Genomic DNA, 23,063 nt, shown 5'->3' on the forward strand with positions numbered 1-23,063 from the left:
CTTACCTGCCGTGTTAACGTTCCGTCAAGCGCGGACCGCTCCGGGACGCGCATGTTCCGGAGACCGTTCCATGCCTGCCGTACGATTGTTCCCTACCTGTCTCCTGTTGGCCGCGCTGTGGGCCCCGTTCGGCCAAGCCCAGGCCGACGCGACCGCGACGCCGGCGCAGGGCGAGAACTTTAGCTTGCAGCTGCCGGCCGGCGCGCTGCCCCAGGACGCGAATGCGGGCACGGTGCAGTTCATCGGCACGGCCACCGTCATCATCCGCTTCCAGGGCTTCACCATCCTGACCGACCCGAATTTCCTGCACAAGGGCGAGCACGTGCACCTGGGCTATGGCTTGACCTCGGAGCGCCAGACCAATCCAGCCATTCGCTTCGAAGACCTGCCGCCAATCGACCTGGTCGTGCTGTCGCATTTCCATGACGACCATTTCGACAAAAAGGTGCAGGAGCGGCTCAACCGCGCCACGCCCATCATCAGCACCAAGGAAGCCGGCGAACGGCTCAAGCGCATGGGCTTCACGCGCACCTATGGCTTGAGTACCTGGGATCGCGTCGACGTGAGCAAGGGTGCATCGCGCCTGCGCATCACGGCCGCCCCCGGCCGCCACGGTCCGGCGGGCGTTGCCGCACTGCTGCCGAAAACCATGGGCTCGGTGCTCGATTTCGGCGCCAATCCGGCCGTGCCCGACTACCGCATGTATATCAGTGGCGATACCCTGGTGTACGACGACATCCGCGCCATCCCGCAACGCTTCCCGAATATCGACCTGGCTCTGCTGCACCTCGGCGGCACCCGCATCCTTGGCGTAGTCAAGGTGACGATGGACGGCAAGGACGGCGTGCGCATGATGCAGGTGGTGCGGCCGAAAAAGACCGTGCCGATCCACTACAACGATTACGACGTCTTCAAGTCGCCGCTCGAGGAGTTCGCGCGCGAGGTCAAGGCGGCCGGCCTGGAAAAGGACGTCGTCTACCTGGCGCATGGGCAGACCTACGGGTTCGCACCGGTGCAGCGCTGACCCGGGAACCGTCGGACGATATTGACGCAGCCTGCCGCCGTGGGCGATTCCTATCGTGCGCGCTTCCCCATACTGCTGAGTAAACGCTAAGATGCCAGCTTGACAATGTTGCATCAGGACCGGCATGCCTCCAGCGAACGCAAGCAGTCGACACCCGTCCCATGGCCATACCGACCGGCGCCTCGCGGCCGGGGTGGCGGTGTCGGTCTTGCTGCACGCGCTGCTGCTGTCGCTGCAGTTCGGACTGGCAGGTAGCAATGCCGGCGGAGGTGGCCCGATCACGGTGGTGCTGGCGCCGCTACCGCCTGTCGCCGAAGTGCCGCCGTCGCCGTCTGTAGCGCAAGAGCCGTTGCCGCCCACTGTCGTGCCCCCGGCTCCCACGCCGCCACCCGCCGCCGGCGGCCTGCAACTGGTTGACCCCCTGGCGCCAAAGCCTGTCGATCCGGTGGTGGCCAGCCGGCCGGCCACGTCCCGGCCACCCAAGCGCAGCCGGCCTGCCACGCCCAAGCGCCGGATGCTTCCCGTCCCGACACCCTTGATCGCAGCCGACGCACGGCCCGACTCCGCTTTTACCGTACCGCTCCCCGAAGTCGACGCCGCGCCGGAATCCTTGCTCGCGGATGCCGCACCGGAAGCCGAGACTGAGGAAATTACGCCCGCGCCGGCGCCGGTTGACACGCCAGACAGCCCGGATCCGGCGCTGTTGGCCCGTGAAGCCGCCGAGCAGGCCGAGGCTGCGCGCCTGGCTGCCCAGGCGCAGGAGGGCGAGCGCCTGGCCGCAGCCGAAGGCGAGGCCGAAGCGCGGCGCGCGCAACAGCAGGCCGAGCAGCAAGCTGTCGACCTGCGGCTGGCCCGGCAGCGCCAGCAGCAACTGGAACGGCAGCGCGAGGACGACGAGCGCCAGCGTCTGGACACCGAAGCGGCGGCGCAGCGGCAGCGCGAACAGGACGCACTGCTGCGCCGCCAGGCCGAACAGCGGCTGGCCGACGAAGCCGCCGCTCGCGACGCCGAGCTGGCCGAGCGCAGGCGCGCGGAGCAGGCGCGGTTGGTAACGGAACAGCTTGTCCAGCGCCAGCGCGAGGAAGCACTGCGGCAGGCGCAGGAACAGGCCGAGCGCGCACGGCTCGACGAACTTGAGCGTCGCCGCCTGGCCGAGGAGCGCGCGCGCCGCGAGGCCGACGAACGTGCCCAGGCAGAACGGCTGGCCCGGCAGGCCGGCGAAGCCGCGCGCCAGGCTGCCGCCGAGTCCGCCCGCCGGCAAGCGGCGCTCCCCCCAAGCGGCGCACAAGCAGGCGCCGGCCCGGCCACGGGCCCCGGCATCGGTGGCGGCAGCGGGGCAATCCCGTCCGGCGCCCTGGCCGGCAACGTCGGCAGCCGCGCGCGCGAACTGCTGCGCGGGGTCACCATCCCGGGCGTAGCTCCCCCGGCCCGGCCGCCGCAAGCGCAGCCGGACGGGCGCCGCGTCGTCGCCGACGGCGCCGAGCGCGACGTGCCCTTGCGCCTGTACGTCGACAGCGTGCGCCAGAAGCTCGAACGCAATGCGGTGCTGGGCGGCGCGCGCTTCGCGTCGCGCGAGGTGCGCATCGATCCCCTGGTCAGCGTGTCGCTGCGCAGCGACGGCAGTATCGATGAGGTGACGATCGTGCGCTCGAGCGGCCGCGCCGACATGGACGAGGCGGTGCGCCGCTTCGTGCGCCTGAACGAGCGCTACTCGGCCTTTCCCCCGAATGTCGCGGCGCGCTTCGACGTCATCGAGATCCGCCGGGTCTGGGCCTTTGCCGATGGCCTGAAGCTCATGGAAGAGTTGCGCTGATCCGCTACCAGTACCGGGCCGGGCTGCCAAGGCTCGACCTTTGATGCGCTGCAAAGCCAAGCCTGATGGACCCCGTACGCTGAGCTGAACGGCTCAAGTAACGGCCCATTTTTGATAGGCAACAATCATGGCTTTGTTTTGTTTGAGTGCAATGAAGGGAGGCTGTTCGGCCGCGCTGGTGCTGGCGCTGGCCGGATGCGCTACCGGTATCGGCTTCGATTCTCCGGCGGGTGGAGACAGCGCGGACGGCAGCGCCGCGCCGCCTACCGAGCTCATCACCGACCAATTGATCGCAGCGGAGCGCCAGGCCACGGCCGGGCAGGCGCGCCAGGATCTCAGCCCGCTGTTCGTCGCCAAGCCGCCTCCGTATACCATCGGGCGCGGCGACATCCTCTCGATCGTGGTCTGGGACCACCCCGAGCTGGCGGCGGGGGGCATGAACACGGTCACCTCCGCGAACCCCGGCACGGCGCCGCCGAATGCCGCCACGCCCGGCTTCGGAGTAGACCATTTGGGGCGCATCCAGTTTCCGCTGGTTGGCCTGCTGAGCATGGAAGGCCTGACCGAAGAGCAGGCCCGCGACCTGCTGGCCAAAAAACTCGCACGCTATCTGGCCCAGCCGAATGTCACGCTGCGCGTCCAGTCCTACCGCAGCAGGCGGGTCTATGTCGACGGCGAGGTGCGCACGCCGGGCCTGCAGGCAATCGACGACATTCCCATGACGCTCGTGGAAGCGCTCAACCGCGCCGGCGGCATGCTTCCCAATGCCGACCAGAGCCAGATCGTCCTCGAACGCGGCGAGCGGCGCTATACGGTCAACCTGCGCGAGCTGGTCCAGAAAGGCGTCAACCCCGGCACCATCCTGCTGGCGCACGGCGACGTGGTGCGCGTCCACTCGCGCAACGAGAGCAAGGTCTTCGTTTCCGGCGAGGTCATCACGCCCAAGGCGCTCACCATGCACAACGGCCGCCTGACCCTGAACGAGGCCCTGGGCGAAACCGGCGGCATCAGCCCGCTGAGCGGCGACGCGCGCCAGGTCTATGTCGTGCGCAAGACGCCGGAGCGCACGCGCGTGTTCCGGCTCGACGCCCGCGCCAGGGGGGCGCTCGGCATGGCCGAAGCCTTCGAACTGCGTCCCAAGGACGTCGTCTACGTCGCCGCTTCCCCGCTGGCGAACTGGAACCGCCACCTGAGCATGCTGTTCCCGGGCGCGCTGACCTCGGCCGTCGGCGTCACCACCAGGCCTTGACCGGAGAAGTCCGCCATGACGACCCCGCACGATCCCCATCCGCACCCCCTCAGCCCCGTCTACCAGCGTCCCCTGGTACTGTCGGTGCCGTTCGATCCGCGCCCGGCCGAGCCGCTGGCCGAAGAGCCGGCAGTCGACCTCAAGGGCTACCTCAATACCCTGTAGCCGAGGCCGACAATGCCGATGACGGCGGTGCGGTCCTGCAGCTTGGCCAGCAGCTGCTCCAGGTGAGGGGAAGTGTTCTCGTCGCGCATGGGTATCCTCGTCAGTCAGTCAGTGACAGTGGGTAGGGCAGGGTTCAGGACCTAGATCCGAAACGGTACGAACTTCTTGATCAGGCTCGGGCGGGGCGTATCGGCCACCAGCGGCGGCGCCAGGTTGGGCGAGGTCGGCACGTACTCGGCGACGATGGCCTTGACCATCGATTCGATCGTGCCGCGCTCATGGGTCTCGCAGGCCATCATCAGGCAGGTGATGCAGGTCTCGAGCACGCTGGGACGCAGGGCGCTTTCCTTCATCCGCATGATGCGCGGGTGCTCGCTGGGGAAGACGGTGCCGTCGGTGAGCAGCTCTTCGTGCAGCTTCTCGCCCGGGAACAGGCCCACGAACTGGACTTCGATGTCGCCGCGCGGGTTTTGCGGCGTGCGCTCGGTCAGGCCGGACATGGCGATCATGGTGCGCGCCAGGTCGACGATCTTGACCGGCTCGCCCATGTCGAGGACGAACACGTCGCCGCCCTTGGCCATGGCGCCGGCCTGGATGACCAGCTGGGCCGCCTCGGCGATGAGCATGAAGTAGCGCGACACTTCCGGATGGGTAATGGTCATGGGGCCGCCGCGGGCGATCTGGCGCTGGAACAGCGGAATCACCGATCCGGACGAACCGAGCACGTTGCCGAAGCGGACCATGCAGAAGGTGGTGTGGGCGCCGTGGCGCACGGCCGCGGCCTGGAAGATGAGTTCGGCGATGCGCTTGCTGGCGCCCATGATGTTGGTCGGCCGCACCGCCTTGTCGCTGGAAATGAGCACGCAGGTCTCGACTTGGTGCTTGGCGGCGGCGCTGGCCACCACCTGGGCGCCCACCACGTTGTTGCGCAAGCCTTCGACGATGTTGGTCTCGACCAGGGGCACGTGCTTGTAGGCGGCCGCATGGTAGATGGTGTTGACCTTGCCTTCGCGCAGGACCCGCTCGACCAGGTCGCTGTTGCAGACGGACCCCAGGTGGGCGTGGATGGTAAGCGCCGGGAAGCGCGTGGTCAGCTCCTGGCGCACCGTATAGAGCGCGTATTCGGAGTGGTCGAGCAGGTGCAGTTCGCTCGGGGTCAGGGTGACGATCTGGCGACACAGTTCGCTGCCGATCGAGCCGCCGGCGCCGGTGACGAGCACGCTCTTGCCGCGCACGCAGCGGGCGAACAGGTCGAGCCGCGGCGGCACCGGCGGGCGGCCCAGCAGGTCTTCGAATTTCAGTTCGCGGATGGAGCCGCGCGCCGGCGGGCGGTCGTCGGCCAAATCGACCACCCGGCTGAGGATCTTGGTGGGGACGCCGGCCTGGCCCAGGCGCTGCATGATGTCGCGCAGGCGTTCGGGCGGCACCGAGGGCAGGGCGATGACGATGGTGCGGATGCCTTGCGCTGCCACCAGTTCGGCCAGCCGGGAGGTATTGAAGACGCGCAGCCCGGCGATGGTGCGTTCGTTCAACGCGCGCTTGTCATCGAAGAAGCAGACCGGGCGGTATTCGTCGCTGTGGCGCATGGCCTGCACCAGGCGCGCGCCGGCTTCGCCCGCCCCGTAGACGGCCACGGCGTCGGATTTGCTGGTAACGCGCCCGCTGCGCGCCCGCAGCAGGTTGCGCAGCCCGATGCGCGACATGACGACATACGAAAAAACGACAAACCAGTAAATTGCCAGTGCGCTACGCGGAAAACGCGGCTCGTTAATCACGATTAATACAACGTAAACACATAATATGGCGAATGCCAGCGCCGCACCGGTCAGGCTCAATAAGCGCTGGTCGATAAACCGGATCACCGCGCGGTAAAGATCGGAAATGGAGAATGCCGCGATGGTGACTACGGCAACCAATACATAAGAGGCCGGCCCGTAATTCATTGCGAGTTGCAAATCTCCACCGCGTAATATCATCGCAATCAGGAAACACACCGGCAAGGCGAGCAGGTCGGCCGTTACCATCAGGGCGATCTTGCTGGTGCGGCTCATTGACACCATCCTGGTGCACAACTGGCTAAAATGATCGAAGCTAGAATTCGACATGGCGATCCGCTGGTGGTTGATAAAAATTAGTGACGCTGCATTTAATTGATGGGCGGAGATTATTTGAGAATAATGAATAGAGTCTCAGCGCCAAGCTTCGTATCGGCATTCAATAAATTTTGTAAATTTATTATCTGGCGACCACTACGAGTGGAGCTTGACTTGACTCAACGGCAAAGAGTGAATTAAAACGAAAGGGGCTGGAATTAAATATAGGAAATGTAAATAGGAAATAAATCACGTATTTAATTTCCATTGATTATTTAATTGTTGTGTCAGCGCCTGAACGGCAGGGCGTCTGGCGCAAGACAAGGCCAGTCGAAAAGCGGGGAGAGGGATGAGGCGGGCGTGGAAGCACGCCCAGAAGGAAGAACAAGGCGCCGCCGGCGTGCACCGGCGGCGGAAAAACAATCAGGCGCCGTGCGGGCGGCCCGGGCGCGGCTGCGGCGCCATCGGCGGCACCACGACCTGTTCATTCAGACGCAGGAACTTGAAGCCGGCCAGCACCTGGCCCGGCTTGCCCTCGCGCGCGTTGCGTGCTTCGCGTTCTTGGGCGCGGGCGATGAAGGAGTCGAAGCTCTCTTCGCGTACCTGCGGCGCCTGCGAATGCAGGAAACGGCGCTCGCCATCCGGCCCGAGCACCACCAGGCCGACGTGCGAAGCCCAGTATTCGCCATTGCGGGTGGAGATCACGTTGACAAAGTCGCCCTCCTGCAGCCGGGAGGCGACGGCGGCCACCGCCTCCTTGGCCACGAAGGCCTGGCGGCTGCTTTCCACCGGGATGTCGCGCACCGTATGGTGGCGGGTGCGCAGGAAGCGCGCCCGGTCCACCGTCATCGAATACGAGGGCCCGCCGGCGCCGGCCAGTTCGGCGCTGATATCGGTCACCAGCCAGCGGTTGGCCACGTTCCAGTCCATCTCGGTGTAGTGGTTGCGGGTGGCCACGCCGATCACGCCGTCGCGGTAGCGGATCCGCTGCAGCATCCAGAAGAATTCTTCCCACGACCCGGACAGCGCCATCGCATAGGTATGTTCGGCAAACACCACGCAGTCGCTTTCCTTCAGGCTGAACAGGGGCAGATTGTCGTGGATTTCATAAGGGAACTCGCCCAGCAGGTGCAGCGAATAGGGCTGGCTGAGGTTCTTGCGCCCGATCGCGGCGATGCGCTTGCGCAGGTCGGGTTCGGTTGCCTGTACATGGGCGATGTAGCGGCCGGCTTCCTGCGGCGTCATCTGGAAGACCTGCTTTTGCAGCAAGGCCGCGAGCGGGATTTCGGCCGGGGGCGGCGAAGGCGTGGTCTGCGGGGCGCTGGCGCAGCCGGTGAGGGCGGCGGCGGCCAGGAGGGTGAGGGCAAGGCGCATGGTGGTCGGAAGAAGAGTGTCGTCAGGCTGCCAACGCTACTCCCGCGCGCGCGATCGCGGGTAATGAAATTTGATGCACCCCATATAACTTTCGCAACGCCAGAATATGTACATTCCTCAAAGTTATATAGCGTCTAAAACAAGTGATTATTCAGCAAGGGCCTACTTCATCAATACTCCGAGGATGGCAGCAATGGCGCCCGCCCCGGCAGGCCGGTTGCACCTCACTAAAGCTAAAATCATCAGGAGAGACACATGTTCAAGCAGAAGCCGCTCGCCGCGGCCGTATCGATGGCGGTATGGAGCCTGGCAGCCGTGCCGGCCATGGCGCAAGATGCACCCGCGGGCCAGATCCAGACCGTCGAAGTCACGGGCATCCGTGCCTCGATGGCGAAATCGCTGGCCGTCAAGCGCGATGCGGGCGCGAACGTGGAGGTGATCACCGCCGAAGACGTGGGCAAGATGCCAGACAAGAACCTGGCCGACTCGCTGCAGCGCCTGGCCGGCGTGGCCGTGCGTACCGACTACGACGAAGCCGAGAAGGTCGCCATGCGCGGCTCCAACCCGGACCACACCCTGATCCTGTTCAACGGCCACACCGTCTCGGGCGGCGACTGGTACGTCGCCGACCAGCTCTCCAGCAGCCGCTCGACCAGCCTGTCGCTGATGCCGTCCTCGGTGCTGAACCAGGCCATCGTCTACAAGACCTCGCAGGCCAACCTCGTCGATGGCGGCATGGCCGGCACCATCAACGTCACCACCCGCAAGCCGCTGGCGCAAAAAGAGCGCCTGACCGGCGTCGTCAACCTCGGCGCCGTCTATTCGGAACTGCCGGGCAAGGCCGCGCACGACACCAATGCGTCGATGAACTGGAAGAACGAGTCGAACACCTTCGGCTTCATCCTGCAGGGCTTCGCCGAGAAGCGCCACGTGCGCCGCGATTCGGCCTCGCGCTTCGCCTATGCGGGCGGCAGCGGCTGGGACGTCATCAATACCTCGACCATGCTGGGCATCACCGACGCCTCGCTGGCCGGCACCGGCTTCAAGGCCTCGGACCTGAACGGCGTGCGCATCCCGGGCTCGATGAGCACCGAGTTCGTCGAAAGCGTGCGCGACCGCAAGGGCGGCATGTTCTCGGCCCAGTTCAAGCCGAACGCCGACCTGGACATGACCATGACCGGCTTCCATTCGGAAATGAAGGCCGATAACTTCGGCCGCCTGAACGCCGGCGCCATGTTCAGCATGCTGCGCGGCCAGGGCGGCGTCCAGGGCGGCGCCGCGCCGACTTCGTCGAACGGCCAGCGCGTCTATGCGCAGATCAAGAACCCGGTCATCGTCAACGAGCGCACCATCTACGGCCACGACCTGCGGGTGCTGAAATCGGCCGACATCGTCTACCCGGCCGGCACCACCCCGCAATACATCGGCGAAACCGAAGGCGCCTACCGCGAAGGCGCCAAGGCCACCAGCGCCTTCCTCGACCTGGATGTGAAATACCGCGTCAGCCCGGACCTGACCGTCAAGGGCCTGCTGTCATCCACCCGCGGCGTCGGCCAGACCGGCCTCGACCAGGGCTTGACCTACACCCGCTACGGCACCGGCGTGCGCTATGCGCTGGGCGACCTGCGCGACGCACCCTTCGTCCAGTACCTCGGCACCGGCCCGAATGTCCCTGGCCGCAACGCCGACGGCAGCGGTTTCGTGCTCAGCGGCCGCGCCGCCTCGGGCGTGAAGACCACCGACAAGGAAACCAGCCTGAACATCGATGCGGAATACAAGCTCGACCGTGGTTTGGTCAAGTCGCTCGATTTCGGCGCGCGCCACGCCGACCACCGCCGCGAAAGCGCACGCCGCTTCCCGCAGCTGCGCTCGAGCGCCCTGTCGGCCAACGAACCGACCGCCGCATCGAACTTCATCGCCTATCCATCGGACTTCGGCGCCGACCTCGATGGCCCGGCCGGCTGGGATAACACCAGCTGGACCCTGACCCCGGAAGCGCTCAAGACCTATTTCGCCGCCAACTACAAGCCGACCAATGCGGACTGGGAGCGCCGCGTTTCCACCGAACTGGACATGCGCGAGCGCCAGAGCGCGGCCTTTGTCATGGCCAACCTCGAGGGCGACCGCTGGTCGGGCGACGTCGGCCTGCGCTACGTGCGCACCAAGATCAACGCCGCGGTGCCGTCGCCGATCCCGGCCGGCCTGTGCCCACGCACCGAGCCAGGCAAGCCGGTGACCACCTGCGCCGCGGTGCCGGGCGCGATCACCACCGCCAGCGACGGCGTGCAGTACTACGACAACGTGCCGTTCGTGATCAACTCGGGCGTCATGTACTTCAAGGAAGCCAAGGAAAGCACCTTCAACAACCTGCTGCCTAGCATGAACATCCGCTACGAGCTGAAGAAGGACCATATCCTGCGCTTCGGCGCCAGCAAAACGATCGCGCGCCAGAACTACAACCTGCTCGGCGCCGGCTACGGCTCGCCGGCCTGTACCGACGGCATCTGCCAGGTCACCGGCCCGAACCCGAACCTGGAACCGCTGTTCTCGAAGAACCTGGACCTGTCCTACTCGTGGTACCTTGGCAGCCGTTCGATGTTCGGCTTTAACCTGTTCGCCTCGAACATCACCGGCTATCCGAAGACCGGCGTCGCCGGCCAGGACACGGTGCAGCTGCTCGATCCGCGCGATTCGCAGATCAAGAACTTCGCGGTCAATTCGGCCTCGCAGCAGGGCGCCCGCATCCGCGGCATCGAAGTGATGTACGAGCAGCCGTTCGGCGACACCGGCTTCGGCTTCACCTCGAACGCCAGCAAGTCGCGCACCCGCGTCGACGACGGCCGTCCGATGGTGGGCGCGTCGGAGTACGCCGCCAATCTGGGCGTGTACTTCGAGAACGACAAGCTGTCGGCCCGCCTGGTCGCCAACTACCGCAGCGAGTACATCAACACCTCGACCGCGCCGGCGCCGAACGCCAACAGCCAGGGCCTGTCGACCATCAACGGCATCCTGATGCCGGTTGCGCCGACCATCGCGGCGCCGGTGACGACGCTGGCCTTCAACGCCAACTACAATCTGACGCAGAACCTGCAGCTGCTGTTCAGCGCGACCAACCTGACCAACGTCAAGCGCGCCTACTACCGTTACAGCGAAGAAGAGCAGCAGAAGCTGGACGTGTCGGGCCGCATCTACTACCTGACCCTGAAGTATCGCTTCTGATCGCGTCAAGGCAGGCCTGAAAGGGGAGCTTCGGCTCCCCTTTTTTCATGCGCGAGCAAGACGGCTTTCCATTGCCGCCAACGGCCTTGTAGGATGCGGCCTATCGAAAAGTGTGTGCTACCTAACGGTCGATCTGCCAGGTCATCGTTAAGATGAACCTGTGTGAGTGAGGACCTGCGCGACGAGCGCGGCGCCAACAGCTCAACAGGTTAGCCGGTCGCCTCGAGGACCGGCACCAGATCCGGGCCGGCGCGCATAGCGAAGGCCCCCAACACAAGCGGAGGATGCCATGTCCGAGATCAAGCACCCACCCAAGCATGTGGTACGCGAATACCTCGAGCGCCGCTCGCGGGACTCCGCACCGCCCCCGACGCCGGAAGAAATCCGGCGCCAGCTGGGCTGGGGCATGCTGATGCCGGCCGATCTCAAGATGGGCAGCACCCGCTCTTAATGTCAATCCGCGCCAGGACGGGGCGGCCATCACCGCAAGCGCGGTGTCAAACCAGGAGACGTTCATGACCCAAAAGATCGGCAACAAACACGAAGCACAACACCGCGGCAAACAGGAACGCCTGGAAATCCGCCGCACCAATATCGCGCGCGAAGCCGTGAAAATGGCGGAAGCACGCGGGAAATACCGCAACCAGGTCAAGGGCCGCCCACAGATGGACCTGTTGGCGCAAGCCTGACCAACCGTACCGGCCACCCAGCCCGCCCTTCGAAGGCGGGCTTTTTTTCGTCCATCGGCCGCAGTTCCTGCCTTCTTTCGCCGTTTGCGGCCCGCCCGCGCCGCGGCGCGCCATCCGCCGAATTCTTCTCCGTTCACCGGCTCCGGGCCGCCGTTCGCCGATTCGCGCTTTTCCCGGGCCTTGCCACTGCCGTATCGTGTGTCCATTCCGATCACACACGAGGAGACGCAACATGAACAACGAAGACACATACCGCTGGCGCAAGCAGGTCGTCTGGGGCCTGCTGCTGATCGTGGTGGGCACGGTCATCCTGCTCGACCGCCTGGACTATCTCGACTCCCGCGCGCTGTGGCATTATTGGCCGCTGCTGCTGGTCGTCGTGGGCATCAACCAGACCATCGGCTACCCGAGCCCGCGGGAATTCGGCAACGGCCTGTGGACCGTCTTTATCGGCCTGTGGCTGTTTGCCTGTTTCGAGCACGTATTCGGCTTGACCTTCCGCAACAGCTGGCCGCTGTTCATCCTGGCCTGGGGCGTGAAGATGGTTGCCGAGCCTTTCATCGTACGCCGCCTTGCCCTGAACCATCCGGAGAACGACCATGCAAAATAAACTCCAGCGCAGGGGCGTGACCAGTCAGGTCGTGCTGGGCCTGCTCGTCATCTTCGTGGGCTTGCTGTTCCTGCTCGATAACCTGGACATCCTCGGCACCCGCCGCGCCGTCTCGTTCTGGCCGATGTTGTTCATCATCGTCGGCACCGTCAAGCTGTGCGACACCCAGACCCGCGGCGGGCGCCTGCTCGGCACCGGCTTCATCGGCCTGGGCGTGGTGATCATGCTCGACCGGATGGACATCATCGATTTCAACTGGCGCGTCCTGTGGCCGCTGTTCTTCATCGGCTTCGGCATCTATACCCTGGTCAAGGCCCGCACCGGTCGGCGCGCGATCTCGATCGACGGCGTCAAGGGAGAAAAGGATCTTGGCGGCGAAGGCGTGGTCGACATCACGGCCATCCTGGGCGGCTTCGAGCGGCGCGTCTTCACGCCCGATTTCCGCGGCGGCGAGATCACGGCCGTGATGGGCGGCTGCGCGCTCGACCTGCGCAACTCGTCGATCCAGGGCGAAGCGGTGATCAATGTGTTCGCCTTCTGGGGCGGGGTCACGCTCAAGGTGCCGCCCGACTGGACGGTGATCCTGGACGGCACGCCGGTCATGGGCGGCTTCGAGGAAAAGACCGTCGCCCCGCCGGACAACAGCAAGCGGCTGGTCGTGCGCGGCTACGCCATCATGGGCGGCGTGGAAGTGCGCAACTGATGGCGATTGGGCGATGAACGGCGGATCCTGGGCGCGGCGCAGCGTCGCGCTCTACCTGCTGGCCTGGCTGATGCTGGGCGTGCTGCTGGCGGGCCTGATCAATGCGACGACCGGCGCCGGCGCCGCCGCCAGCCTGCTGTTCGCGCTGCCGCTGACGCTGTTCTATGCGAGCGCCTGCGGCTTTTCCGCCTTCTACCTGTGCCGCGCCTATCCGCTGGGCCAGCGCCCCTTGGGCGCGGTGCTGTCGGTATTCTTCTTCAGCGCCCTGAGCGCCGCCGTGCTGTGGTGCGCCGCGGCCAGCGCCTGGGCTTACCTGTGCAGCGCGATGCTGGCCGAAGCCGTCGACGTGACGCGGCCTTTCGTGGCGGTCATGATCGGGATCGGCATGCTGCTGTACTGGATGACCGCCGTGGCCCACTACCTGGTGCTGGAGTTCGAGCGCGCCCGCCGCGCCGAGACCAGCGCGCTGGAGTCGCGCCTGCTGGCGCAGGATGCCGAGCTGCGCATGCTGCGCACCCAGATCGACCCGCACTTCCTGTTCAACAGCCTGAACTCGATCAGCGCGCTCACCGCCATCGATGCCGGGCGCGCGCGCGACATGAGCCTGCAGCTGGCGGGGTTCTTTCGCCAGACCCTTGGCCTGGAAGCGCACCGCAAGGTGGCCCTGGGCGAGGAGGTGGCGCTGGTCGAACGCTTCCTGGCGATCGAGCAGGTGCGCTTCGGCCCGCGCCTGGCCTTCGTGCATCAGGTCGGCGAGGGCGCGTCAGCGTGCCTGCTGCCGCCGATGATCCTGCAGCCGCTGGTGGAGAACGCGGTCAAGCACGGGATCGGCCAGCGGCTCGATGGCGGTACCATTACGGTGACGGCCGAACGCGCGGGCTCGCAGCTGCGCATCCGGGTCGGGAACGACATCGATCTCGAGGACTCGGGCAGGCAGCAGGCCGGCAAGGGCATCGGCCTGGTCAACGTGCGCCAGCGGCTGGCGGCGGCCTACGGCAGGCAGGCCAGCGTGCACTGGACGCGCGACGAGAATACATTCAGGGTGGACCTGGTGCTGCCCGCGGAGACGGACAAGAATGAACATTGAAGACAGACCGATGCGCGTGCTGATCGTGGACGACGAACACCTGGCGCGTGCGCTGCTGCGCGAATTCCTCGCCGCGCATCCCGACGTGGACATCGTCGGCGAATGCGCGAACGGCTTCGAAGCGGTCAAGGCCATCGGCGAACTCGATCCGGACCTGGTCTTCCTCGATATCCAGATGCCCAAGCTCGACGGTTTCGAAGTGGTCGAACTGGCGGGACCCAAGCCGCACTATGTTTTCGCCACTGCCTACGACGGCTTCGCGCTGCGCGCCTTCGAGGTGCATGCGATCGACTACCTGCTCAAGCCCTTTTCGCGCGAACGCCTGGCCCAGGCGCTGGCGCACGCGCGCAGCCGCCGCACGCCGCCGGCACAGCTGCACGCGGTGGTGGCCGAAGCGGCGCAGCGCCACGGCTACCTCGAGCGGGTCTTGATCAAGGACGGCAGCCGCGTGCACGTGGTGCCGGCGTCCACCATCGACTATGTCGAAGCCCAGGACGACTACGTGCAGGTCACCGGCGCCGGCAAGGCCTGGCTCAAGAACCAGCGCATGGCGGAGCTCGAAGCCCAGCTCGACCCGCAGGTCTTCATCCGTATCCACCGCTCGTATATCGTCAACCTGGGGTCGATCGCGCGGATCGAACCGAGCAGCAAGGATAATTTCTGCGCCGTGCTCAAGGATGGCGCCAGGCTGCCCATCAGCCGCAGCGGCTACCAGAAGCTGCGCGAGCTGATGCGCTAGGCCGCCATGTCGTCGCGGCCGTCGACCTTCCACCATGCCGGCAGCAGGGCCAGCACGTCGGGCTTGCCGAAGCGGTCGTCGATCAGCCACACCACGCCGCGATCCTGCTCGGTGCGGATCACGCGGCCGGCCGCCTGCACCACCTTCTGCATGCCGGGATAGAGATAGGTGTAGTCGTAGCCCGAGCCGAACATCGCCCCCATGCGTTCGCGCAGCTGCTCGTTCACCGGGTTCACCTGCGGCAGGCCGAGCGTGGCGACAAAGGCGCCGATCAGGCGCTCGCCCGGCAGGTCGATGCCTTCGCCAAAGGAGCCGCCCAGCACCGCGAAGCCGACCCCGCGCCCGCCAGGGGTGAAGCGATCGAGGAAGGCGGCGCGCTCGGGCTCGCTCATGCGCCGCTCCTGGCGCCAGGCCGGCACGCTCGGGTGGCGCGCCTCCAGCTGCGCCAGTACCTGCTCCATGTAGTCGAAGCTGCTGAAGAACGCCAGGTAGTTGCCTTCGCGTTCGAGGTACTGGCGTGCGATCAGGTCGGCGATGGGGACTAGCGAGGCGGCGCGGTGCTGGTAGCGCGTCGAGATGCCCCGGGCGATGTGCACTTCCAGCTGGCAGGCGGTAAACGGCGAGGCGACGTCGGCCCAGGCGGTGTCTGCCGGCATGCCGAGCAGGTCGCAGAAATAATGCCAGGGACTGAGGGTGGCCGAGAACAGCGTCACCGAATGCGCCTGCGCGAAGCGGGGTGTCAGGAAAGGCGCCGGCACCACGTTGCGGATGCTGATGACGGAATCGCGCAGGCCCGCGCGCGCCACGTCGCACAGCGAATGCTCGCCGAAGGATTCGGCCAGGCGCAGGAAGCCCATGGCGTCGAAATGAAAGCGCTGCAGGTCGGGGTCGAGCGGCCCCGGGCTCTCGACCAGGAAATCGTTGACGGCGCTGGTCGCGTTCTGCAGCGCGTCGACCAGCTTGGACGGGACTTCCGGCAGCACCTGGTAGGGCGCGGGCGCTTCCTTGTCGACGCCGGTCCAGGCGCGGCCGACGCGCTCGAGCGCCTTCTTCACGAGCTCGGGCGCGTTGGCGCGCGCAATGCGCAGGTTGCCGCGGTCCAGCTCCGCGCTGTACATCGAGCGCGCACGCGAAACCATGTTGTGGGCTTCATCGACCAGCACACTGGTACGCCAGCCGTTGTTCAGACTCAGCGCGTAGAGCATCGCGCCGCCGTCGAAATAATAGTTGTAGTCGCCCACCACCACGTCGGACCAGCGCGCCATCTCGCTGCCCAGGTAATACGGGCAGACATCGTGCGCCAGCGCGACCTCACGCAGGGCTTCGCGATCGAGCACGCTTACCTGGGCGGCGCTTGACCGCGCCGCCGGCAAGCGGTCGTAAAAGCCCTTCGCAAGCGGGCAGGCGTCGCCCTGGCAGGCCTTGTCGGGATGCTCGCAGGCCTTGTCGCGCGCAGTCAGTTCCAGCACGCGCAAGGGGATCCCGGCCTTGGCCGTCAGGCTGGCGGTGGCGTCCAGCGCCAGGCGGCGGCCGGGCGTCTTGGCGGCCAGGAAGAACAGCTTGTCCAGGTTCTGCTGCGGCATGGCCTTGAGCACCGGGAACAGGCTGCCGATGGTCTTGCCGATGCCGGTCGGCGCCTGCGCCAGCAGGCAACGGCCGCTGGTGTTGGCGCGGTAGACGTTTTCAGCAAGCTCGCGCTGGCCGGGGCGGAATTCGGCATGCGGAAAACGCAGCGTGGCCAGGCCCGCGTCGCGCGCCGACCGGTGCGCGGCCTCCTGCGCGGCCCAGCTCGAGAAGCGCTGGCACAGGTCCGTGAACAGGGCGGCCAGGTCTTCGGCATTGCGGGTCTCGCGCAGTACGGTTTCAACCCCGCTGCCGATGTCGTAATAGACCAGCGCCAGGTTGACCTGCTCCAGAGCGAGTTGCCGGCACAGCAGGTGGCCGTAGACCCGTACCTGGGCCCAGTGCAGGTGGCGGTGGTTATCGGGAATCGAGGTGAACTTGCCGCGGTGGGTCTTGATCTCTTCGACCAGGTTCCGGTCCGGGTCGTAGCCATCGGCGCGGCCGCGCACATGCAGGTCGCCCCAGCTGCCTTCGAGCGAGACCTCGGTGCGGTAGTTGCCGCCGCGCCGGCCCTGCACCACGGCGTGCCCGGCGATGCCTTCCTGGGCGGTGGGCGAGGGCGTGAAGCGCAGGTCCAGGTCGCCCGCCTTGGCGGTGAATTCGCACAGGGCCCGTACGGCGACGGTGTACTTCAGCCCGTCCTCGGTCAAGCGGCCTGCTCCCACTGCAAGTAGCACACCGACACCGGCATGTCGTGCGCCGCGCAGTAGTCGATCCAGCGCAGCTGGTTGTCCTGCAGGCGGTCGCCCGGGCCCTTCACTTCGATCATGGTGTAGCGCTGTTCGCCTGGCCAGAACTGGATCAGGTCCGGGAAGCCCGTACGGTTTTCCTTGACGTCGGCCAGGATCCGCTCGCACCATTTGCGCAGGTGCGCGGCCGGGATGCAGGCCAGCGCCAGCTCGAGCAGCTCGGGGCTGAGCGCTTCCCAATGCACGAAGGGCGAGGCGATGCCCGCCTTTTCCACGACGGTGCGGCGGATGGCGTCGCGGTAGCTGCCATCGTCCAGGGCGGCCAGGCAGTGCGCGAACTCGGCCTCGCGGCGCTGGTGGAAGTCGGGGCTGTACAGGTCGGCCGGGCCGCGGTGGAAGGGGTGGAAGAAAGCGCCCGGGATCGCCGCGAAGATCGCGCGCCAGCACAGCAGTCCAAACAGCGAATTGGCCAGCGCATTCTCCACATAGAACACGGGCGCGTCTTCGCCTGCCAGGTGGTCGCGCACCACGCCCTCGACCCACCAGTCGCCGGCCGGCATCGGCAGGCACAGGTCGAGGCGATGGGGGGCCGGCGCGCGGCGCGGCGCCAGCTTGGCGTGGCCCAGGCGCCGCGCCAGGCGTGGAGCGACGCGCAGCAGGTGCTGGCGTTCGGCTTCGCTTTCCGGGGCGGCTTGCGCGAGGCTCAGGAGGGCGTAGGCCTCGTCGAAGCGTTCGTGCTTTTCCAGCACCCGGATCGCGCGGCCGCGCGCGCCCGGGAAGCGGCAGCGCGCATAGACCGCGTGGGCCTTGTCCCAGTCCTTGGCTTTTTCGTATTGCTGGCCGATCTGGAACAGCAGCTTTTCGCGCCGGCTCACCAGCCAGTCGTTGTCGAAGGCATGCGCGGGCAGGTCGCGCACCACCTCGTCGAGCGACTCGCCGGCGTAGAAGCGCTCCTTGCAGGCGTGCAGGACGACGTAATGGTCGATGTCGCCGCGCGAGCGAAAACCGCGCGACGCCTGCGAGATCTCGACCTGCTCGTAGCGGAACATGCCCAGGTCGGACAGCACGAATTCGGTCCAGTCCTGGCGCAGGTTGCCGAAAAAGAGCAGGCGCAGGCGGTCGCACAGCGGCTTGACCAGGATGCGCAGAGCCAGGTCGGTGCAGCCGCGGTACCAGTCGCCGAAGGAACGCTGTTCTGGAAAGGCCGGGCGCAGGACTTCGAGCTGGTCGCCCTTGCGCGCGTTCTTCTGTTCCAGGTGGTCGCGGAAGGCGGCAGCGATCTCGGGTTTGGACAGCAGGTCGAAGACTTCGTCGAGGGAAAGCGCCGGGTTGGTATCGACCCAGCCGGTAGCCAGCAGGTGCTGCGAGGCGTCGACCGGGCAGCCGATCTCGGCGTAGATCAGTTTGCTGGCGCGGAACAGGTTTCCCTTGCGCAGGACCATGCGCACGAACAGGGCGCGCGCATTCTGGGGCAGGGCGGGGAAGGCAGCGATGAAAGCGAGCTCATCGTCGCCCAGCAGGTCGCGATAGCGCTCGCCTATCCAGTCGAGGACACGCTGGAAATTGTCCAGATAATAAAACTCGTTTTCCAGAACCCTGATCATCTCGTGTTGCCGTACTGTGCTTATGTACAGTATAGCTCCACGGAGCATCAACCACCCAGCAATATCCTGGATTTTTGCAGGGGATGGTGGCTTTTCGCCACGCTATTGGGTGGCGGGTTTTGCCTTGCAGGCATCGTTCGGGCACAGCAGTTCGGTCATCTGCGAGCCTTCGGGCGCGTGGCCATTGGCGTGCACGATCACGGCCGAGATCAGGGCGACGTCCGCATCGACCTGGCCCTCGGCGCCTTTGGCGATCGGACCGGCGCTGCGCGGGGACTTGGCCGGGGCCGACCGCACGGCATTGCGGGCAAGGACCGTCGGCCGGGGACGGGCGGTGGCGGAGGGACGCGCGGCCGGGCGGTGAGCGGACGCGGCCAGCGGTGCAGGCTTTAGCGCCGGCGGGCTGCTGCGGGCGGCTGGGCGCGGCTCGGCGGCCGGTACCGGCACGCGCACCGGCGGCAGCGCGGCGGGCTTGGCCGGAGCCGGTTTGAGCAGGCGCATCGGCGGCACGTCGTGGGCCGGCTGCTGGTCGACGATCACCGCGGCCGTGTCCGCGCGCCGCGGTGGCGCCGAGGTGGTGGCCAGGGCGACCTGGCGCAGGGCCGGCGCCGGCGCGGGCAGGGCGGCCGATGGCGGATCGAGGCGGCTGGATGAGGCCGGCGTGCCGGCGGCACTGGCCAGCACCGGCTCGTGCGGCAGCGCGGCCCCGTCGTTGCCGGCGGCCAGCCATACCAGGGTGGCGGTCAGGGCGACCGCGACACAAGCGCTGGCCCCATACCATGCGAGCCGACCGCTCGAGGCGCCGCCCGCGCCGCGCTTGCGCATCGGATCGCGTTCGAGCATCGCCAGGATGCTGTCCTCGCCCGTGGTGCGGCGCGGCGACATCAGGTTCGGACGCATGGACGGGGATTGATTTTCGTCTGGTGGCCGCACGGCATTACTCCTAAGATTGGTTCTTCCAATTCTGATTAGAAACAATCTTGGGGATAGCGATGATGATTTTCCAGGTGTTCGACAAGGGCGTGCTGGACGATGCCGAAGGGCGCCAGATCGACTTTCGCAACACCATCATCATCCTGACCTCGAACGTGGGCTCGAGCCAGATGATGCAGGCCTGCCTGAACAAGCCGGTAAGCGAGGTGCCCGAGCCCGGGCAGCTGGCGGAGCTGATCCGCCCACAGCTCATGAAACACTTCAAGCCGGCCTTCCTGGGGCGCCTGAACGTCGTGCCGTTCTACCCGATCCGCGACGAGGTGCTCACCCGGATCATTCGCCTCAAACTCGACCGTATCAGGGAGCGCGTGATGACCAACCACCGCGCCCGGTTCGAGTACGACGAGGCGCTGGTCGCGGCGGTCCTGAGCCGCTGCACCGAGGTCGATTCCGGCGCGCGCAGCGTCGACAACATCTTGAATGGCACGCTGTTGCCCGAGATCGCCGACAGCGTGCTGGCGCAGATGGCCGAAGGCGGCGCGATCGCGCGGGTGAAGGTGAGCGCGACCCGTGCCGGCAAGTTCAAGTACGCCATCGAGGCCAACGCGGTCTAGGAGGGAGCATGTTCAATCTCGACAAACTGCTGGTCCCGATCAGCATGGACCGCCCCTGCGGCGAAGACCTCGCATTCTCGCCCGAGGTCGACGCCATCAACCGCGCGCGCCAGGCCGACGATCCGTCGATCGAGCAGGGCGCCTGGGTCACGACGCTCAAGGAAGCCGACTGGAAGTTCGTCTCCAGGCGCTGCATCGAGCTGCTGGAGACGCGCAGCAAGCACCTGCAGCTGGCGGTCTGGCTGGCGGAAAGCTGCGCCAGGACGGGCGGGCTGCGCGGGCTGGCCACCAGCCTGCGCCTGGTCGCCGCCCTGTGCGAGCGCTATTGGGAGGGGTTGCATCCACTGCCCGACGAAGACGGCCACGAACGGCGCATCGGCAACCTGGCCTGGATCGCGGCGCGCATCGCGCCCCTGGTCAAGGACATGCCGGTAGCCGAGGGCGTGAGCATCAATGCCTGGGAAGCGGCGCGCGCGCGCGGACCGGAGGCGGTGGCCGAACTCGATGCGCTGCGTTCGCGTGCCCCGCAGGCGGCGCGCCAGGCGCTGCTGCAGGATGCCGAGGACTGCATCGCGGCGCTGGCCGAACTCGAACGCGCGGTCGACGAGCGGCTCGGCGCGGACGGCCCGAGCTTCGGAGCGGGCAGGGCGGCCTTGCGCGACCTGGCCGACCTGGCGGCGCCGCAAGTGGCGACCCCGGTGGCAGCGCCGGTCCAGGTGCAATCGGCAATGCAGGCGGCGGCGGCGGCCGGCGTGCCGCTGCGGGTACTCGATGGCCCGCTGCAAAGCCGCGAGCAGGCGCTGGCGCAATTGCGCGCGGTGGCCGAATTCTTCCGCCGCAGCGAGCCCCACAGCCCGGTCGCCTACCTGGCCGACAAGGCTGCGCGCTGGGGCGAGCAGCCCTTGCACGCATGGCTGCGCTCGGTCATCAAGGATGACGCGTCGCTGGCGCGGCTGGAGGATCTGCTGGGGATCGAAGCGGAAAGCTGAAGGGTGAATGTGAAAGAAAATTTCATGTAGAGCGGAAAAATGAAATTTCCTTTCACGGGTGGGGCGGACTGGCCGGCGGCTACTCCGCTTTCTTTTCCGTTCCCGGCTGGACCATCGAACTGGCCTTGGCGATCTGCTCTTCGACGGTCTGGACGGCCTGGCGGGTCGCCTGCGTCACCTGCTCGTAGCCCTTGAAGGCATTGTCGATCGCGGTCTTGATGATCTCGACGGCGTTTTCCGAGCCCGGCTTGACGTTTTGCGTCACGTCGTAGATCAGGGCCGACAGGGTGCTCTTGGCTTCGGCCACATGGGTATCGGCGGCCTGGCGGAACTCCTGGTGCATCTCGTCGATGATGGTCTTCATCTGCTCGCGGTACTCGGCGGCGCCGGCCACGCCTGGCTGCATGCGGGCATGCAGCGCCGCGATCGCCGCTTTCGGATCGCCCGCCTTGGCCATCTCCTGGCCGGCGGCAATCGAGCCTTCCATCGAGCTCTTCGCTACATTCATGTTCAGCGCCACTACCTGTTCCACGCCTTTCACCGTCTTGCTGGCGAGGGCGTTGAAGGTCTGCATCTGCAGGTCGAACAGGGTCTTGGTGGCGTTGGCGAACTGCTCCGGACTGGTGAACATCGGTGTCTCCTCCGTATGATTGGAATGGATCGTTGAGCTGCGCTTGCTACCCCATTATTTAGCAACAATGAGTTTTTCGCAACGCGGGTCCCGATACGGACCGGCAGATTTTTCCCAGCCGGGTCCGAGCGGAGTCTGCGAGCAAGCCAGCGCACCGTTGAGTTTGCTGCGCCACTGGAACCAGGGCGCCGGGCCCGCCAGCGCGGTATTCGCCGCGAGGACGAGGATCAGGAGACTAGGGACAATGTGTTTCATGGCCAGTCGAGCTTACCCCGATGGTGCTGCAAGTCAAGCGAAGCCTTGACCTTGCCACGATGGGAAGGTGTAAGCTGCCAGGGAAACGACAGGAGAGCACCATGTCCCAGGGAGACACACTGCTGAACATCGGCGACGCCGCCAGGGCGTCAAGCGTCTCGGCCAAGATGATCCGTCACTATGAATCGATCGGGCTGATCGGCGCTGCCCGGCGCACCGAGTCCGGCTACCGCGTGTACACGCAGCAGGACGTGCACGTGCTGCAATTCGTGCACCGCGCGCGGGCACTGGGCTTTTCGCTCGAGCAGATCGGCAAGCTGCTGGGACTGTGGCGCGACGAGCACCGGGCCAGCGCCGACGTGCGCGCGCTGGCGCGCAGCCATATCGCCGAGCTGGACAGGAAGATTGCGGAGATGCAGGCCATGCGCCGCAGCCTGGTGTCGCTGGCCGCTTCCTGCCACGGCGATGCGCGCTCGAGCTGCCCGATCCTCGACGACCTGGCGGCGCAATAGAAGAAAAGGGCGCGCCCAACGCAAAACGCCGTCAGCCTTTTTCAAAGCTGACGGCGTTTTGCGGGACCGAAGTCCAAGGTAGAGTTTGGTGCCCACGGAGGGACTCGAACCCCCACACCTCGCGGCACATGGACCTGAACCATGCGCGTCTACCAATTCCGCCACGTGGGCACTGAACTGCTGCTGCAACAACACACTGCTGACTACGAACTGCTGCGGAAATTCACTTCCGGTAGAGTGGTGCCCACGGAGGGACTCGAACCCCCACACCTCGCGGCACATGGACCTGAACCATGCGCGTCTACCAATTCCGCCACGTGGGCACTGATACTGCAACATCAACTACGCTTTGCTACGAACTGCTGCGGAGTACTTCCGGTAGAGTGGTGCCCACGGAGGGACTCGAACCCCCACACCTCGCGGCACATGGACCTGAACCATGCGCGTC

At 66.3% G+C, this 23,063-nt stretch carries 20 protein-coding genes, 2 tRNA genes and 1 pseudogene; 14 read left to right on the forward strand and 9 right to left on the reverse strand.

Annotated features, from left to right (window positions below; genetic code table 11):
• Window positions 1-70 precede the first annotated feature (70 nt).
• The 4 genes from AC3XQU_RS19745 to AC3XQU_RS19760 all read left to right on the forward strand — a co-directional run bounded on the left by AC3XQU_RS19745 (window position 71) and on the right by AC3XQU_RS19760 (window position 4,251).
• A complete protein-coding gene (locus AC3XQU_RS19745; RefSeq protein WP_489875866.1) occupies window positions 71-1,024 on the forward strand; it encodes an MBL fold metallo-hydrolase in 954 nt (317 codons plus the stop codon).
• 514 nt (window positions 1,025-1,538) lie between these two features.
• Window positions 1,539-2,837 (forward strand): TonB C-terminal domain-containing protein, encoded by a 1,299-nt coding sequence (locus AC3XQU_RS19750; protein ID WP_489875867.1) that lies wholly within the window; start codon window positions 1,539-1,541, stop codon window positions 2,835-2,837.
• Window positions 2,838-2,988: 151 nt separating this feature from the next.
• On the forward strand, window positions 2,989-4,086 hold the full coding sequence (locus AC3XQU_RS19755) for a polysaccharide biosynthesis/export family protein (RefSeq protein ID WP_489875868.1): 1,098 nt from the start codon (window positions 2,989-2,991) through the stop codon (window positions 4,084-4,086).
• Between the two features lie 15 nt (window positions 4,087-4,101).
• On the forward strand, window positions 4,102-4,251 hold the full coding sequence (locus tag AC3XQU_RS19760; protein WP_489875869.1) for a hypothetical protein: 150 nt from the start codon (window positions 4,102-4,104) through the stop codon (window positions 4,249-4,251).
• A 140-nt stretch (window positions 4,252-4,391) separates the two neighbouring features.
• On the opposite strand, the gene AC3XQU_RS19765 is transcribed toward AC3XQU_RS19760, so the two are convergent.
• Window positions 4,392-6,356, reverse strand: coding sequence for a polysaccharide biosynthesis protein (locus AC3XQU_RS19765; protein ID WP_489875870.1), 1,965 nt, complete (start codon window positions 6,354-6,356; stop codon window positions 4,392-4,394).
• A 411-nt stretch (window positions 6,357-6,767) separates the two neighbouring features.
• Window positions 6,768-7,718 carry an N-acetylmuramoyl-L-alanine amidase-like domain-containing protein gene (locus AC3XQU_RS19770; protein WP_489875871.1) on the reverse strand — a complete coding sequence of 317 codons (951 nt, stop codon included), beginning with the start codon at window positions 7,716-7,718 and terminating at the stop codon, window positions 6,768-6,770.
• Between the two features lie 255 nt (window positions 7,719-7,973).
• Here AC3XQU_RS19770 and AC3XQU_RS19775 point away from each other — a divergent pair, with 255 nt between their 5' ends.
• The 7 genes from AC3XQU_RS19775 to AC3XQU_RS19805 all read left to right on the forward strand — a co-directional run bounded on the left by AC3XQU_RS19775 (window position 7,974) and on the right by AC3XQU_RS19805 (window position 14,765).
• Window positions 7,974-10,937 carry a TonB-dependent receptor gene (locus AC3XQU_RS19775; RefSeq protein ID WP_489875872.1) on the forward strand — a complete coding sequence of 988 codons (2,964 nt, stop codon included), beginning with the start codon at window positions 7,974-7,976 and terminating at the stop codon, window positions 10,935-10,937.
• A 289-nt stretch (window positions 10,938-11,226) separates the two neighbouring features.
• Window positions 11,227-11,388, forward strand: coding sequence for a hypothetical protein (locus tag AC3XQU_RS19780; RefSeq protein WP_489875873.1), 162 nt, complete (start codon window positions 11,227-11,229; stop codon window positions 11,386-11,388).
• A 64-nt stretch (window positions 11,389-11,452) separates the two neighbouring features.
• On the forward strand, window positions 11,453-11,626 hold the full coding sequence (locus AC3XQU_RS19785) for a hypothetical protein (protein WP_489875874.1): 174 nt from the start codon (window positions 11,453-11,455) through the stop codon (window positions 11,624-11,626).
• Window positions 11,627-11,858: 232 nt separating this feature from the next.
• Window positions 11,859-12,236, forward strand: coding sequence for a LiaI-LiaF-like domain-containing protein (locus tag AC3XQU_RS19790; protein ID WP_489875875.1), 378 nt, complete (start codon window positions 11,859-11,861; stop codon window positions 12,234-12,236).
• On the forward strand, window positions 12,226-12,939 hold the full coding sequence (locus AC3XQU_RS19795) for a LiaI-LiaF-like domain-containing protein (protein WP_489875876.1): 714 nt from the start codon (window positions 12,226-12,228) through the stop codon (window positions 12,937-12,939). The genes AC3XQU_RS19790 and AC3XQU_RS19795 overlap by 11 nt, the downstream gene beginning before the upstream one ends.
• A gap of 13 nt (window positions 12,940-12,952) precedes the next feature.
• On the forward strand, window positions 12,953-14,026 hold the full coding sequence (locus tag AC3XQU_RS19800) for a sensor histidine kinase (protein WP_489875877.1): 1,074 nt from the start codon (window positions 12,953-12,955) through the stop codon (window positions 14,024-14,026).
• Window positions 14,027-14,036: 10 nt separating this feature from the next.
• Window positions 14,037-14,765, forward strand: a complete 729-nt coding sequence (locus AC3XQU_RS19805; protein WP_489875887.1) for a LytR/AlgR family response regulator transcription factor — start codon at window positions 14,037-14,039, stop codon at window positions 14,763-14,765.
• Here AC3XQU_RS19805 and AC3XQU_RS19810 read toward each other — a convergent pair.
• The 3 genes from AC3XQU_RS19810 to AC3XQU_RS19820 all read right to left on the reverse strand — a co-directional run bounded on the left by AC3XQU_RS19810 (window position 14,762) and on the right by AC3XQU_RS19820 (window position 19,581).
• Complete coding sequence (locus tag AC3XQU_RS19810) at window positions 14,762-17,038, reverse strand: ATP-dependent DNA helicase (protein ID WP_489875878.1); 2,277 nt, start codon at window positions 17,036-17,038, stop codon at window positions 14,762-14,764. The genes AC3XQU_RS19805 and AC3XQU_RS19810 overlap by 4 nt on opposite strands.
• Window positions 17,035-18,681, reverse strand: a complete 1,647-nt coding sequence (locus tag AC3XQU_RS19815; protein WP_489875879.1) for a VRR-NUC domain-containing protein — start codon at window positions 18,679-18,681, stop codon at window positions 17,035-17,037. The genes AC3XQU_RS19810 and AC3XQU_RS19815 overlap by 4 nt, the downstream gene beginning before the upstream one ends.
• Before the next feature lie 102 nt (window positions 18,682-18,783).
• Window positions 18,784-19,581 (reverse strand): hypothetical protein, encoded by a 798-nt coding sequence (locus AC3XQU_RS19820; protein WP_489875880.1) that lies wholly within the window; start codon window positions 19,579-19,581, stop codon window positions 18,784-18,786.
• A 95-nt stretch (window positions 19,582-19,676) separates the two neighbouring features.
• On the opposite strand from AC3XQU_RS19820, the pseudogene AC3XQU_RS19825 reads away from it, so the two are divergent.
• Together AC3XQU_RS19825 and tssA are read left to right on the forward strand one after the other, a co-directional pair.
• Window positions 19,677-20,228 (forward strand): annotated as a pseudogene (locus AC3XQU_RS19825) (AAA family ATPase); the annotation flags it as partial.
• Between the two features lie 8 nt (window positions 20,229-20,236).
• Complete coding sequence (gene tssA / locus AC3XQU_RS19830; protein ID WP_489875881.1) at window positions 20,237-21,217, forward strand: type VI secretion system protein TssA; 981 nt, start codon at window positions 20,237-20,239, stop codon at window positions 21,215-21,217.
• 79 nt (window positions 21,218-21,296) lie between these two features.
• Here tssA and phaP read toward each other — a convergent pair whose 3' ends face one another.
• Both phaP and AC3XQU_RS19840 read right to left on the reverse strand, forming a co-directional pair.
• Entirely contained in the window at window positions 21,297-21,848 is a 552-nt protein-coding gene (gene phaP, locus AC3XQU_RS19835; protein WP_489875882.1) for a TIGR01841 family phasin, read from the reverse strand.
• A 54-nt stretch (window positions 21,849-21,902) separates the two neighbouring features.
• Window positions 21,903-22,103 carry a hypothetical protein gene (locus tag AC3XQU_RS19840; protein ID WP_489875883.1) on the reverse strand — a complete coding sequence of 67 codons (201 nt, stop codon included), beginning with the start codon at window positions 22,101-22,103 and terminating at the stop codon, window positions 21,903-21,905.
• Between the two features lie 101 nt (window positions 22,104-22,204).
• On the opposite strand from AC3XQU_RS19840, the gene cueR reads away from it, so the two are divergent.
• Entirely contained in the window at window positions 22,205-22,615 is a 411-nt protein-coding gene (gene cueR / locus AC3XQU_RS19845) for a Cu(I)-responsive transcriptional regulator (RefSeq protein ID WP_489875884.1), read from the forward strand.
• Between the two features lie 86 nt (window positions 22,616-22,701).
• On the opposite strand, the gene AC3XQU_RS19850 is transcribed toward cueR, so the two are convergent.
• Together AC3XQU_RS19850 and AC3XQU_RS19855 are read right to left on the reverse strand one after the other, a co-directional pair.
• Window positions 22,702-22,786: transfer RNA gene (locus AC3XQU_RS19850), tRNA-Leu, on the reverse strand.
• Between the two features lie 67 nt (window positions 22,787-22,853).
• Window positions 22,854-22,938, reverse strand: a tRNA-Leu gene (locus AC3XQU_RS19855).
• Window positions 22,939-23,063: the final 125 nt, after the last annotated feature.

It is taken from the genome of Telluria sp. AZSoR62 (assembly GCF_058111565.1).

What these genes read in the sequence shown, in the direction of transcription:
- AC3XQU_RS19745 (WP_489875866.1), top strand. Translation starts at nt 71, where the DNA reads ATGCCTGCCGTACGATTGTTCCCTACCTGTCTCCTGTTGGCCGCGCTG.
- AC3XQU_RS19750 (WP_489875867.1), top strand. Translation starts at nt 1,539, where the DNA reads ATGCTTCCCGTCCCGACACCCTTGATCGCAGCCGACGCACGGCCCGAC.
- AC3XQU_RS19755 (WP_489875868.1), top strand. Translation starts at nt 2,989, where the DNA reads ATGAAGGGAGGCTGTTCGGCCGCGCTGGTGCTGGCGCTGGCCGGATGC.
- AC3XQU_RS19760 (WP_489875869.1), top strand. Translation starts at nt 4,102, where the DNA reads ATGACGACCCCGCACGATCCCCATCCGCACCCCCTCAGCCCCGTCTAC.
- AC3XQU_RS19765 (WP_489875870.1), bottom strand. Translation starts at nt 6,356, where the DNA reads ATGTCGAATTCTAGCTTCGATCATTTTAGCCAGTTGTGCACCAGGATG.
- AC3XQU_RS19770 (WP_489875871.1), bottom strand. Translation starts at nt 7,718, where the DNA reads ATGCGCCTTGCCCTCACCCTCCTGGCCGCCGCCGCCCTCACCGGCTGC.
- AC3XQU_RS19775 (WP_489875872.1), top strand. Translation starts at nt 7,974, where the DNA reads ATGTTCAAGCAGAAGCCGCTCGCCGCGGCCGTATCGATGGCGGTATGG.
- AC3XQU_RS19780 (WP_489875873.1), top strand. Translation starts at nt 11,227, where the DNA reads ATGTCCGAGATCAAGCACCCACCCAAGCATGTGGTACGCGAATACCTC.
- AC3XQU_RS19785 (WP_489875874.1), top strand. Translation starts at nt 11,453, where the DNA reads ATGACCCAAAAGATCGGCAACAAACACGAAGCACAACACCGCGGCAAA.
- AC3XQU_RS19790 (WP_489875875.1), top strand. Translation starts at nt 11,859, where the DNA reads ATGAACAACGAAGACACATACCGCTGGCGCAAGCAGGTCGTCTGGGGC.
- AC3XQU_RS19795 (WP_489875876.1), top strand. Translation starts at nt 12,226, where the DNA reads ATGCAAAATAAACTCCAGCGCAGGGGCGTGACCAGTCAGGTCGTGCTG.
- AC3XQU_RS19800 (WP_489875877.1), top strand. Translation starts at nt 12,953, where the DNA reads ATGAACGGCGGATCCTGGGCGCGGCGCAGCGTCGCGCTCTACCTGCTG.
- AC3XQU_RS19805 (WP_489875887.1), top strand. Translation starts at nt 14,037, where the DNA reads ATGCGCGTGCTGATCGTGGACGACGAACACCTGGCGCGTGCGCTGCTG.
- AC3XQU_RS19815 (WP_489875879.1), bottom strand. Translation starts at nt 18,681, where the DNA reads ATGATCAGGGTTCTGGAAAACGAGTTTTATTATCTGGACAATTTCCAG.
- AC3XQU_RS19820 (WP_489875880.1), bottom strand. Translation starts at nt 19,581, where the DNA reads ATGCGTCCGAACCTGATGTCGCCGCGCCGCACCACGGGCGAGGACAGC.
- tssA (WP_489875881.1), top strand. Translation starts at nt 20,237, where the DNA reads ATGTTCAATCTCGACAAACTGCTGGTCCCGATCAGCATGGACCGCCCC.
- phaP (WP_489875882.1), bottom strand. Translation starts at nt 21,848, where the DNA reads ATGTTCACCAGTCCGGAGCAGTTCGCCAACGCCACCAAGACCCTGTTC.
- AC3XQU_RS19840 (WP_489875883.1), bottom strand. Translation starts at nt 22,103, where the DNA reads ATGAAACACATTGTCCCTAGTCTCCTGATCCTCGTCCTCGCGGCGAAT.
- cueR (WP_489875884.1), top strand. Translation starts at nt 22,205, where the DNA reads ATGTCCCAGGGAGACACACTGCTGAACATCGGCGACGCCGCCAGGGCG.